This window comes from Pseudomonas sp. NPDC089734 (assembly GCF_044748865.1).
In the GTDB taxonomy this organism is placed as follows: Bacteria; Pseudomonadota; Gammaproteobacteria; order Pseudomonadales; family Pseudomonadaceae; genus Aquipseudomonas.
In genome coordinates this window covers 480,321-493,065 of the sequence record NZ_JBIVGV010000001.1, presented here as the reverse complement: position 1 = coordinate 493,065, position 12,745 = coordinate 480,321, and the positions used below count along the sequence as shown (strand labels likewise).

General features: G+C 61.2%; 10 protein-coding genes. 7 read left to right on the top strand and 3 right to left on the bottom strand.

Annotated elements, in window-relative coordinates; all coding sequences use genetic code 11:
• The first annotated feature begins 16 nt into the window (after positions 1–16).
• Positions 17–1,222: an aminotransferase class V-fold PLP-dependent enzyme gene (locus tag ACIPY9_RS02335; RefSeq protein ID WP_400696688.1), complete on the top strand. Its 1,206-nt coding sequence runs from the start codon at positions 17–19 to the stop codon at positions 1,220–1,222.
• Entirely contained in the window at positions 1,219–1,626 is a 408-nt protein-coding gene (locus tag ACIPY9_RS02330; protein ID WP_400696687.1) for a SufE family protein, read from the top strand. Before ACIPY9_RS02335 ends, ACIPY9_RS02330 begins: the two co-directional genes overlap by 4 nt.
• Here ACIPY9_RS02330 and tcdA read toward each other — a convergent pair.
• Positions 1,617–2,447, bottom strand: a complete 831-nt coding sequence (gene tcdA, locus ACIPY9_RS02325; RefSeq protein WP_400696686.1) for a tRNA cyclic N6-threonylcarbamoyladenosine(37) synthase TcdA — start codon at positions 2,445–2,447, stop codon at positions 1,617–1,619. The two genes, ACIPY9_RS02330 and tcdA, sit on opposite strands and share 10 nt — an antisense overlap.
• 198 nt (positions 2,448–2,645) lie before the next feature.
• Between tcdA and dapE the strand changes: the two genes are divergently transcribed.
• From dapE to ACIPY9_RS02300, 5 genes are all read left to right on the top strand, one after another.
• Positions 2,646–3,797 carry a succinyl-diaminopimelate desuccinylase gene (gene dapE / locus ACIPY9_RS02320; protein ID WP_400696685.1) on the top strand — a complete coding sequence of 384 codons (1,152 nt, stop codon included), beginning with the start codon at positions 2,646–2,648 and terminating at the stop codon, positions 3,795–3,797.
• Entirely contained in the window at positions 3,797–4,606 is an 810-nt protein-coding gene (locus tag ACIPY9_RS02315) for a putative RNA methyltransferase (RefSeq protein WP_400696684.1), read from the top strand. Before dapE ends, ACIPY9_RS02315 begins: the two co-directional genes overlap by 1 nt.
• Positions 4,607–4,620: 14 nt before the next feature.
• Positions 4,621–4,998: a hypothetical protein gene (locus ACIPY9_RS02310; RefSeq protein WP_400696682.1), complete on the top strand. Its 378-nt coding sequence runs from the start codon at positions 4,621–4,623 to the stop codon at positions 4,996–4,998.
• Between the two features lie 37 nt (positions 4,999–5,035).
• The gene (plsB, locus tag ACIPY9_RS02305; RefSeq protein WP_400696681.1) at positions 5,036–7,525 is read left to right on the top strand and encodes a glycerol-3-phosphate 1-O-acyltransferase PlsB; all 2,490 of its coding nucleotides are present in this window, start codon (positions 5,036–5,038) and stop codon (positions 7,523–7,525) included.
• A gap of 96 nt (positions 7,526–7,621) precedes the next feature.
• Entirely contained in the window at positions 7,622–8,311 is a 690-nt protein-coding gene (locus tag ACIPY9_RS02300) for a DUF4197 domain-containing protein (protein WP_400696680.1), read from the top strand.
• Positions 8,312–8,517: 206 nt separating this feature from the next.
• Here ACIPY9_RS02300 and ACIPY9_RS02295 read toward each other — a convergent pair whose 3' ends face one another.
• Both ACIPY9_RS02295 and ACIPY9_RS02290 read right to left on the bottom strand, forming a co-directional pair.
• Positions 8,518–11,580 (bottom strand): efflux RND transporter permease subunit, encoded by a 3,063-nt coding sequence (locus ACIPY9_RS02295; RefSeq protein ID WP_400696678.1) that lies wholly within the window; start codon positions 11,578–11,580, stop codon positions 8,518–8,520.
• Positions 11,581–11,586: 6 nt separating this feature from the next.
• Positions 11,587–12,687, bottom strand: a complete 1,101-nt coding sequence (locus ACIPY9_RS02290) for an efflux RND transporter periplasmic adaptor subunit (protein WP_400696677.1) — start codon at positions 12,685–12,687, stop codon at positions 11,587–11,589.
• Positions 12,688–12,745 lie beyond the last annotated feature (58 nt).

Genomic DNA, 12,745 nt, shown 5'->3' with positions numbered 1-12,745 from the left:
CCGAGCAGGACGACCCATGCCCCTCATTTCTCCATGGCGCGCTGACTTTCCTGCCATCGACGCCCTTCAGCGGCAAGGCCAGACCTACCTGGACAGCGCCGCCACCACGCAAAAACCCCAGGCATTGATCGATGCCCTGACCCATTACTACGCAAACGGTGCCGCCAATGTGCATCGTGCGCAGCATTTGCCCGGCGCCCATGCCACTCAGGCATTCGAGGACAGCCGCAGCAAGATCGCCCATTGGCTGAACGCCAGCGAGTCCGGGCAGATCATGTTCACCCACGGCGCGACCTCGGCACTCAACCTGCTGGCCTACGGCCTTGAACACGCGTTTACCGAAGGCGATGAAATCGCCATCAGCGCCCTGGAGCATCACGCCAACCTGCTGCCCTGGCAGCAACTGGCCCAGCGCCGCAACCTGAAGCTGGTGATTCTGCCCCTCGACAGTGACGGCCTGATTGATCTGAGCGCCGCCGCGACCTTGATCGGCCCACGTACCCGCCTGCTGGCCGTCAGCCAGTTCTCCAACGTGCTGGGTGCCTGGCAGCCATTGCCCCGCCTGCTGGAGCTGGCCAGGGTGCAAGGCGCATGGACGGTAGTGGATGGCGCACAGGGCGTGGTCCATGGCCGGCACGACGTTCAGGCACTGGGCTGCGATTTCTATGTATTTTCCAGTCACAAGCTCTACGGCCCTGATGGGCTCGGCGTACTTTATGCCCGCAACGAAGCACTGCCAGCCTTGAAACACTGGCAATACGGCGGTGAGATGGTGCTCGACGCCGACTATCAACAGGCCAGCTTCCGACCCGCGCCTTTGGGCTTCGAGGCCGGGACGCCGCCCATTGCCAGCGTGATCGGTCTGGGGGCGACCCTCGATTATCTGGAAAGCCTGGATCATCAGGCCGTGGCCGAACATGAAGCCAGGCTGCACAAACGCCTGCTGGAAGGCCTGCAACAACGCGACGGCATTCGGGTACTGGGTTCACCGGAACTGGCGCTGGTCAGCTTCGTGGTCGAAGACGTGCATAACGCCGACCTGGCTCACCTGCTGACCGAACAGGGGATTGCTGTACGCGCCGGTCATCATTGCGCGATGCCGCTGCTCAAGAGTCTGGGGCTGCCGGGTGCCATCCGCGTATCCCTGGGCCTGTACAACGATTCGGACGATCTGCTGCGTTTCTTCAGCGCACTGGATCAAGCGCTGGAGTTACTGCGATGAGTCTGCCTGCAGACGCGCAAAGCGCACTGGACCTCTTCGGTCAGCCGCAAGGCTGGGAGCAGCGTGCCCGTCTGTTGATGCAATGGGGCGACCGGCTGCCTCCCCTGAGTGAAGAAGACAAATCCGAAGAGCATCTGGTACAGGGCTGCGAAAGCAAGGTCTGGCTGCTGGGCACGGTCAGCGAGGGATGCTGGCAGTTTCGGGCAGGTAGCGATGCCCGCCTGATTCGCGGACTGGTGGCGCTGTTGCTGGCGCGGGTCAATGGTTTATCGGAGCAGGAACTGCTGGAGGTGGATCTGCCCGACTGGTTCAACCAATTGGGTCTGAGCCGCCAGCTGTCACCCTCGCGCAGCAACGGCCTGAACGCCGTGCTGCAAAGGATGCGTCAACTGGCTCACGCCTGAGCTGGCGGGGCCGAAACCGGTTTTGCGCGCTCCGAAGGACGTCGCGCCCCCGCGACCAGCTTGTCGATTGCCCGAGTGGCCGCGACCATACCGAAGGTCGCGGTCACCATCATCACGGCACCGAAACCGCCCGCACAGTCGAGCCTGACACCGTCGCCCACAAAGCTTTTCTGCAGGCAAATGCCGCCATCCGGTTTCGGATAGCGCAACTGCTCGCTGGAAAAGACACAAGGCACGCTGTAATGGCGGTTTGGCGTACGGGAAAAACCGTAGTCGCGACGCAGAGTCGAACGCACCTTCGACGCCAGCGGATCGTTGAAGGTACGGTTCAGGTCGGACACCTGAATCTGGGTCGGATCGATCTGCCCGCCCGCCCCACCGGTGGTCACGATCGGGATCTTGCGGCGCTTGCACCATGCGATCAGCGCAGCCTTGGCGTTGACGCTGTCGATGCAATCCAGCACGAAATCCAGGTCCGGGGTGATGTAGTCCGCCATGGTGTCGCGGGTCACGAAGTCCGCCACCGCATGTACGACACAATCCGGGTTGATCGCCTTGATGCGCTCGGCCATGACGTCGACCTTGGGTCGCCCCACAGTGCCCTCCAGCGCATGTAACTGGCGGTTGCTGTTGCTGACACAGACGTCATCCATGTCGAACAGGGAAATCTCGCCCACCCCACAGCGCGCCATGGCTTCGGCCGCCCAGGAACCTACGCCACCGATACCGATCACGGCCACATGGGCAGCGCGCAAGCGTGCCAGCCCTTCGACGCCATACAAACGGGCGATGCCTGCGAACCGTGGATCCTGTGTGCTCATTTTCATTACCCCGAAAAACCGGCGCGCATTATAGGAGGTGTTGCGTGCCGGGGCATCCACCTGCGTGGGTGGCCGGTCAGAAATCAGGCACTGTTCCTCTAAAATGCGGTCGTCATCATGTGAAGGCCTTTGCGAGTGCATTTTGCTTTAAGATACCCGCCTTTTCGCGCCCAAAGCATTGTTACCGGAGTTCTGTTCATGACGGCCCCAGCCGACCTTTCGCCCACGCTTCAACTCGCCTGCGACCTGATCCGCCGTCCGTCGGTCACACCGGTCGATGCCGATTGCCAGACCGTGATGATGCAACGCCTGGGCGATGCCGGCTTCAAGCTGGAACCCATGCGTATCGAGGACGTGGACAACTTCTGGGCAACACACGGCAACGGCGATGGCCCGGTCCTGTGTTTCGCCGGCCACACCGACGTGGTGCCAACCGGTCCCGTTCAGGCCTGGCAGAACGATCCGTTCGATGCACTGATCGATGAACACGGCATGCTGTGTGGCCGCGGTGCCGCCGACATGAAAGGCAGCCTCGCAGCGATGCTGGTGGCGTCCGAGCGCTTCGTCAGCGATTACCCGAATCACAAGGGCTCGGTGGCGTTCCTGATCACCAGCGACGAAGAAGGCCCGGCGCATCATGGCACCAAGGCAGTCGTGGAGCGTCTGGCTGCCCGCAAGGAGCGTCTGGACTGGTGCATCGTCGGCGAACCCTCGAGCACCTCGCTGGTAGGCGATGTGGTGAAGAACGGACGTCGCGGCTCGCTGGGCGCCAAGCTGACCGTACGCGGCGTGCAAGGCCATGTGGCTTACCCGCATCTGGCGAAGAACCCGATTCATCTGGCTGCACCGGCACTGGCCGAACTGGCTGCCGAACACTGGGACGATGGCAATGCGTTCTTCCCGCCGACCAGCTTCCAGATCTCCAACCTCAACTCCGGTACCGGCGCGACCAACGTGATCCCCGGCGATCTGGTGGCAGTGTTCAACTTCCGCTTCTCTACCGAATCCACCGTCGAAGGCCTGCAACAGCGTGTTGCCGCGATTCTCGACAAGCACGATCTGGACTGGCACGTGGACTGGGCGCTGTCGGGCCTGCCGTTCCTCACCGAGCCCGGCGCCTTGCTGGATGCGGTGTCGGAGAGCATCAAACAAGTCACCGGACGCGAAACCAAGGCGTCCACCAGTGGCGGTACCTCGGATGGGCGCTTTATCGCAACACTGGGTACTCAGGTCGTTGAACTGGGCCCGGTCAACGCGACCATCCACCAGGTCAACGAACGTATCCTGGCCAGCGATCTCGATGTTCTGACCGAGATCTACTACCAGACCCTGGTCAAGTTGCTCGCCTGATGCTGACCTGTCCAATCTGCGCGGCACCGCTCAGTGCCGCCGACAATGGCGTGGTCTGCCCCGCCAATCATCGCTTCGACCGTGCGCGTCAGGGCTATCTGAACCTGCTGCCCGTGCAGCACAAGAACAGCCGTGACCCCGGCGACAATCAGGCCATGGTCGAGGCCCGGCGTGACTTTCTGAATGCCGGGCATTACGCGCCGGTAGCACAGCGTCTGGCCGAACTGGCCGCCGAACGTGCACCGGCCCACTGGCTGGACATCGGGTGTGGCGAAGGCTACTACACCGCACAGATCGCCGAAGCCCTGCCCAACGCCGATGGCTACGCGCTGGATATCTCCCGCGAAGCCGTCAAGCGCGCCTGCCGCCGCAATCCAAAGCTGACCTGGATGGTCGCCAGCATGGCCCGCGTACCCTTGCCGGACGCCAGTTGCCAGTTTCTGGCCAGTGTTTTCAGCCCGCTGGACTGGAAAGAAGCCAAGCGCCTGCTGACACCCGGTGGCGGACTGATGCGGGTCGGGCCGACCAGTGAACACCTGATGGAACTGCGTCAGCGGCTCTACGATGAAGTCCGCGACTACGCCGACGACAAGCATCTGGCGCTGGTACCTGAAGGTATGCAGCTGCAACACAGCGAAACCCTGCGCTATACCCTCAAGCTGATCGACGGTCAGTCACGCGCCGACCTGCTGGCCATGACACCGCACGGCTGGCGGGCCAGCGCCGAACGGCGTACCGCCGTCATCGAGCATCCAGGACCGTTCAAGGTCACCGTTTCCATGCGCTACGATTATTTCGTGCTGCAATAAAAGATGAGGCACCCATGCGCCAACCCGATATCGAGATTTACCTGAAAGACGAAGACGTCGATCACAAGGCCATTGCCCAATGGCTCGGTGCCGCCCTCGGCCCTTGCAGCGACTGGACCCAGAAAGGTCAGACCTGGAAATGCAAGGCCGGCAATGTCCCGGTCACCTGGCTGCCCAAGGCCGTCGGCAAATGGAACAGCCTGTACCTGGAAAGCGATCAGACGCCCTGGGAAGACGACATCGCCTGTGCCCGCGCAGCCTTCGCCGCCCTCAACGTCGAAGTGCGTTGCGCTCCGGGAACCTGGGTCGAGGAAGAAAGCGATGAAGACGCCGACCGCTGGATTCGCATCAGCGCCGACGGCGAAGAAGAGATTACCTGGCGCACGTCGTAAGACACGCCCCTACTCCTCCTGACTCAGCAGAAGCCGTATGACTCGCTCTCCATTTCGCCGCCTTGTATTCGGCACGCTGCGCCGATTGTTGTACCTCTGGGTTCGCTCGGAAACCATCAATCAGTCGTCCTTCACGCTCAACCTGGATCGCAGCCGTCCGGTGTTCTATGCCTTGCAGTCGCCCTCCCTGAGCGATCTGGCCGTCATCGATGCCGAATGCCGCAAGGCCGGCCTGCCGCGTCCGGTGCTGCCGGTATCGGTAGGAAGCCTGATGGAGCCTGCCGCGTTCTTTTACCTGACGCCTGAGCCGGACTGGCTGGGCCGCCAGGACAAACGCGGTGCGCCGCCCACGCTGGAGCGGTTGCTGACAGCCGTCAGCGAAAACCCGGCCGAAGATGCGCAGGTCATTCCGGTCAGCGTGTTCTGGGGGCAATCGCCGGATCGCGAATCCAGTGCGTGGAAACTGCTGTTCGCCGACAGCTGGGCCGTCACGGGGCGCCTGCGACGTCTGGTCAGTATCCTGATTCTGGGCCGCAAGACCCGGGTGCAGTTTTCCGACCCCATTCACATGCGTGACATGGTCAACGAGAACAAGAGCCCCGAACTGACCCTGCGCATGACCCAGCGTTTGCTGCGGGTGCGTTTCCGCAACCTGAAAAGCGCCGTGATCGGCCCCGACGTGTCGCACCGCCGCACGCTGGTCAAGGGATTGCTGGACGAGCCGATGGTCCAGCAGGCCATCATTGAAGAAGCCGAACGCGAGAAGATTTCTCAGGACAAGGCCAGAGAGCGGGCCCTGCGCTATGGCAACGAGATTGCCTCGGATTACACCTACTCGGCCATCCGTTTTCTGGAAGTCGTGCTGAGCTGGTTCTGGAACAAGATCTACGACGGCATCAAGGTCAGCCACATCGAAGGCGTACAGAACGTCGCGCCGGGCCATGAAGTGATTTATGTGCCGTGCCATCGCAGCCATATCGATTACCTGCTGCTGTCCTACCTGCTGTTCCGTAACGGCCTGACACCACCGCACATTGCAGCGGGCATCAACCTGAACATGCCGGTCATCGGCAGCCTGCTCCGCCGGGGCGGCGCGTTTTTCATGCGCCGGACCTTCAAGGGTAATCCGCTGTACACCGCAGTGTTCAATGAATACCTGCATACCCTGTTCACCAAGGGCTTCCCGGTTGAATACTTCGTGGAAGGCGGTCGCTCAAGAACCGGACGCATGCTGCAACCCAAGACCGGCATGCTGGCCATTACCCTGCGCAGCTTCCTGCGCAACTCGCGCATGCCGATCGTGTTCGTGCCGGTGTATATCGGCTATGAGCGCGTCCTGGAAGGTCGTACCTACCTGGGCGAACTGCGCGGCGCGAGCAAGAAGAAAGAATCGATTTTCGATATCTTCAAGGTCATCGGTGCCCTCAAGCAGCGCTTCGGTCAGGTGTCGGTGAACTTTGGCGAGCCGATCAAGCTGGCCCAGTTTCTCGACGGCGAACAACCCGACTGGCGCGAACAGGCGCTGGGGCCACAATTCCGCCCGACATGGCTCAATGAAACCACCAATCGCCTGGGCGAGCGTGTGGCTCAGCATCTGAACGAAGCCGCCGCGATCAACCCGGTCAATCTGGTGGCCGTGGCGCTGCTCTCCACCCAACGGCTGGCACTGGACGATCAGGCCATGGAGCGGGTGCTGGATCTGTACCTGACACTGCTGCGCAAGGTGCCGTACTCACCGCACACCACATTGCCCGAGGGCGATGGCCGGGCACTGATCGAACATGTCAAAGGCATGGACCTGCTGGCCGAGCAAAAGGACGCGCTGGGCAAGATCCTGTACCTGGATGAGCAGAACGCGGTCTTGATGACCTACTACCGCAACAACGTCCTGCACATCTTCGCCCTGCCCTCGCTGCTGGCGAGTTTCTTCCAGAGCTCGTCGCGCATGAGCCGCGAGCTGATCCTGCGTTATACCCGTGCCTTGTATCCGTACCTGCAATCGGAACTGTTCATTCGCTGGTCCCTGGACGAGCTGGACGACATCGTCGATCAATGGCTGGCCGCGTTCGTCGAGCAAGGCCTGTTGCGTTTCAAGAACGATGCCTATGTGCGCCCGGAACCCAGTTCTCGGGAGTTCGTGCTGCTGACCCTGCTGTCCAGGGCCATCGCCCAGACCTTGCAGCGCTTCTACATGGCCATCTCGTTATTGCTCAACAGCGGCCAGAACACCCTGAGTGCCGAAGAACTGGAGGACCTGTGTACGGTCATGGCCCAGCGGCTGTCGATCCTGCATGGCCTCAACGCACCGGAGTTTTTCGACAAGAGCCTGTTCCGGCACTTCATCCAGACCCTGCTCGACCTCGGCGTGCTGCGCAAGGATGCAGCAGGCAAGCTGAGCCACCATCCATTGTTGGGCGATCTGGCGGAAGGTGCGGCCAAACGTGTGCTGCCGGCAGAAATCCGCCTGTCGATTCGGCAGGTGGCCTTGCACAACGAGATCGAAGAGCCGGCGCCTGCCGCCGATTGAGCCACGTTTTTGCGGTTCCCTGATAACCTCACTCTCAGGCCGCGCCGGTCTTCACGTCGGCGCGGTTCCCAAGACGCTACCAAAAAGGATGCTGCCATGCTTCGCCCATCGTTTACCTTTGCCGGCCTGTGTGCAGGCCTGCTGCTGTCGGCCAACGTCTTTGCCCTGTCGCTGGGCGACCTCTCGCAATCGGACGCCTCCGGCGGGCTCAAGGATGCCCTGACCCAGGGCGCACAAGTCGCCGTCAAGCAACTGGGCGTGCCCGGTGGCTTCAGCAATAACCAGGACGTGCGTATCGAACTGCCGGGCAATCTGGGCAAGGTCGCGAAGAAGATGAAACAGTTCGGCATGGGTGCCCAGGTCGAACAACTGGAAACCAGCATGAACCAGGCTGCTGAAGCCGCCGTTCCCCAGGCTCAGGCCTTGCTGGTGGATGCGGTCAAGAAAATGAGCGTGGCCGATGCCAAGGCAATCCTCAGTGGCGGCAAGGACTCGGCAACCCAGTACCTGAACACCAGCAGCCGTGAACAGATCCGCGCCAAGTTCCTGCCTATCGTCAAGCAAGCCACCGACAAGGTCGGTCTGGCCCAGAAATACAACGCCTTTGCCGGTCAGGCCGCCACGCTGGGCGTTCTGGATGCGAAAAGCGCCAATATCGAAGGTTATGTCACCGAACAGGCGCTTAACGGCCTGTTCGAGATGATCGCCAAGCAGGAAGAAAGCATCCGTGCCAACCCGGCAGGTGCCGCGACCAGCCTGGCGAAGAAGGTGTTTGGGGCGCTTTGAAATAGAAGCGATGTGGAAACGGATTTATCCGCGATATCTCGATTTTCGCGAATGAATTCGCTCCTACCGGTGGCTCATATTTATGGGATACCTGACACCCGGCAGGAGCGGATTTATCCGCGAAGACCGTATTTCAGACGCTAACCTTTCTACTGAATGTACCGGCCTCTCGCGAATGAATTCGCTCCCACACCCTCTCATTCACATCAAACCTGGCGTTTGACCCTGAACCACGCCGCATAAAGCGCAGGCAGGAACAGCAGGGTCAGCGCTGTCGCGACAATCAACCCTCCCATGATTGCCACCGCCATCGGGCCGAAGAACAGGCTGCGTGACAGCGGAATCATGGCCAGCACCGCGGCCAGTGCCGTCAGCACGATCGGGCGGAAGCGGCGCACCGTGGCTTCGATGATCGCGTGCCACTGATCAAGACCATTGGCGATATCCTGCTCGATCTGGTCCACCAGAATCACCGAGTTGCGCATGATCATCCCGGACAAGGCGATGGTGCCCAGCATGGCGACGAATCCGAAGGGCTGATTGAAGATCAGCAGGAACAGCGTGACACCGATCAGGCCCAGAGGCGCCGTCACGAAGACCATGAACATGCGTGAAAAACTGCGCAGCTGGATCATCAGCAAAGTCAGCACCACCACGATGAACAGCGGTACGCCAGCATTCACCGAGTTCTGGCCCCGAGCCGAATCCTCCACCGTCCCGCCCACTTCCAGCAGATAGCCATCTGGCAGTTCGGCCCGTATCGGATCGAGGGTCGGCATGATCTGCTGGACCAGCGTCGCGGGCTGTTCCTTGCCATAGATATCGGCACGCACGGTCACGCTGGGCAAGCGGTTACGGTGCCAGATGACACCCTCTTCAAACCCGTATTCCAGCGTGGCAACCTGCGACAGCGCGACACTGCTGCCGTTCTGGGTGGGAATCGCCAGGCTCGACAGGCTGCCCAGTTGCTCGCGCTCATGGCGGGTGCCGCGCAGCAGGATTTCGATCAGTTCGTCATCTTCCCGGAACTGGCTGACACTGGAGCCGGTGAGGGAGTTGCGCAGGAAGGCCGACAGGTCCGCCGTGGTCACGCCCAATGCCCGCGCCCGGTCCTGATCGATATTCAGATGCACGACCTTGCTGGGTTCTTCCCAATCCAGGTGAACATTGGAGACATGCGGGTTTTCACTCACCTTGTCCCGCACCTGACGCGCCAGCGCCCGGACCACTTCAATATGCTCACCGGTCACACGGAACTGCACCGGATACCCCACGGGCGGACCGTTTTCCAGGCGTGTCACCCGTGAACGCAAGGTCGGGAACTGTTCGTTGAGGCTGGTGATCAGCCAACTGCGCAAGGCTTCACGGTCTTCGATGGTCCTGGCCAGCACCACGATCTGGGCAAAGCTGGGAGCCGGCAACTGCTGATCCAGCGGCAGGTAGAAACGCGGCGAACCGGTGCCGACATAAGCCACGTAGTTATCGATGCCGGGGTGATCCTTGAGCATCTGCTCCAGACGACTGACCTGCTCGCCGGTGTTCTGCAGGGACGAACCTTCGGCCAGCTTCAGGTCCACCATCAGTTCCAGACGGCCGGAAGCCGGGAAGAACTGCTGCGGCACGAAACGGAACATCAGCACCGACAACACGAACAGGCCGACGGTCGCGACGATCACCGTCTTGCGATGGTGCACGCACCAGCCCACCAGCGCACGCACTCGCTTGTACATCGGTGTCGCATAAGGATCAGGCGCGTTCGTGCCATGTTTGGCTGCATGGATTTTCGCCAGGTCCGGCAACAGACGGTCGCCCAGATACGGCACGAACATCACTGCGACAATCCAGGAGGCAATCAGGGCGATGGTGACCACCTGGAAGATCGAACGGGTGTATTCGCCCGTACTCGATAACGCCGTGGCAATCGGCAGGAAACCGGCAGCGGTAATCAAGGTGCCGGTCAGCATCGGGAACGCTGTGCTGGTCCAGGCAAAGCTCGCCGCCTTGAGCCGGTCATAGCCCAGCTCCATCTTGATGGCCATCATTTCAACGGCAATGATCGCGTCATCCACCAGCAGGCCCAGCGCCAATACCAATGCGCCGAGGGAAATCTTGTGCAGGCCGATGCCCAGGTAATACATGGTGGCGAACGTCATGGCTAGGACCAGTGGAATCGCCAGGGCGACGACCATCCCGGTGCGCACACCCAGAGAGAAAAAGCTCACCAACAGCACAATGACCAGCGCCTCGGCCAGCACCTGGACGAATTCGCCCACACCGGTTTTCACGGCGGCGGGCTGGTCGGACACCTTGCGCAACTGCATCCCGGCCGGCAGGTTGTTCTGCAACCGGGCAAATTCGGTTTCCAGTGCGCGCCCCAACACCAGAATGTCGCCGCCGTCCTTCATGGCCACCGCCAGGCCAATCGCATCTTCATTCATGAAACGCATGCGCGGTGCGGGCGGGTCGTTAAAGCCACGATGCACATCGGCCAGATCGCTGATGCGCAGGGTCCGATCCCCGACCCGGATCGGGAAATCACGAATTTCGTCCACCGACTGAAAGCGGCCACTGACCCGCAATTGAATGCGCTCACTGGGCGTCTCGAAGAAGCTGGCAGACGACACCGCATTCTGCGCCTCAAGCGCCTGTTGCACGGTTTGCAGGGGAAGTCCCAGCGTGGCCAGCTTGACGTTCGACAGCTCGATCCAGATTTTCTCGTCCTGCAAGCCGATGAGTTCGACCTTGCCGACATCCTTGACCCGCTGCAAACGGATCTGGATACGCTCGGCATAGTCCTTGAGCACCGCATAATCGAAACCATCGCCGGTCAGGGCATAGATATTCCCGAAAGTGGTGCCGAACTCATCGTTGAAAAACGGCCCCTGGACACCTTCGGGCAAGGTCTGGCGAATGTCGCCGATCTTCTTGCGCAACTGATACCAGAGTTCGGGCACTGCCGAAGAAAAGATCGAGTCGCGGGCCATGAAGGTCACGGTCGACTCACCCGGACGCGAAAACGAGGTGATGCGCTCGTACTCGCCGGTTTCCATCAGTTTCTTTTCGATGCGATCCGTTACCTGCCGCGCCACTTCCTCGGCACTTGCCCCCGGCCAGACCGTGCGCACGACCATGGCCTTGAAGGTGAAAGGTGGATCTTCGCTTTGCCCGAGCTTGGTGTAGGACAGTGCGCCGACAACCGCCAGAACGATCATCAGATACAGGACAACCTGGCGGTGGCGCAGTGCCCATTCGGAGAGATTGAAATGCATCCGCGCCTACTCCTTGGCTGCCATCTTGACCGTGCGGTTGCTACGGTCCACCGGGCGGATCTGCTCCCCTTCATGCAGCACATGCACCCCGGCCGCAACGACCCAGTCCGTCTCCTTGAGCCCTTCGAGCACCGGCACGGATTCCTGCCCGTAAGCCCCGAGCTGCACAGGCACGCGCTTGAGGGTGCTGTCGGCGTTGACACGCCAGACATAGCTCACACCATTTTCCGAACTGACAGCCGACAGCGGCACCGACAGCGGAACGGCATGATCCGGTGCAATGAATACGCGGGCACTCTGCCCCAGTTCGACCGGAATCTGACCTGTGGTAAAGGCGATGCGTGCTGCAAAGGTGCGCGAGCGAGGATCGGCTGCCGGGGCCAGTTCGCGAATGCGACCGGCAAAACGCTGATCGCGCAAGGTCCACAACTCGACGGAAACCGGCAGGCCGACCTTGAAGCGCGCAAAGTTCTGCTCCGGCAGGCTGATCAGGACTTCCCGCTCACCGTCAGCCGCCAGGGTAAAGACCGTCTGGCCAGCAGCGACCACCTGCCCGACTTCCACCGAGCGGCTGGCAATGACGCCGTCTTGAGTGGCGCGCAATACGGTGTAACTGGTCTGGTTGTCCGCGACGGTCAGTTCGGCCCTGATCTGTTTGAGACGGGCTTCACCGGAGCGATAGAGATTTTCGGCATTGTCATACTGCGAACGGCTGACCATTTGCCGATCCAGCAGGGTCTTGTAGCGATCACGCTCGGAACGCACCAGCGTCAGGTTGGCTTCTGCCGCCGCGACCTGGGCACGGGTCGCCTCCAGTTGCAGGCGTACATCCTCGGCATCCAGCTCGGCCAAAGGCTGGCCGGCCTTGACCCTCTGCCCCACTTCCACCAGACGCCTGCTGACCTTGCCGCCAATGCGGAACGCCAGCTCAGGCTCGAAGCGCGCCCGCACCTCGCCGGGATAACTGTCCATCGACTGCGAGGACAGCAGCGGCTGAACCACCATGGCAGGTCGTATCACGACAGGAGCGGCCTGCTCCTGACCGCAGGCAGTCAGTAGCGATACCAGACAAAAAGGCACGACGAGAGACAAAGCATCGCGGAACATGATGTAAACCTTCGCACAGTAGGGCTTGGAATAATTGTACTGGCGAGTATATTAAAAT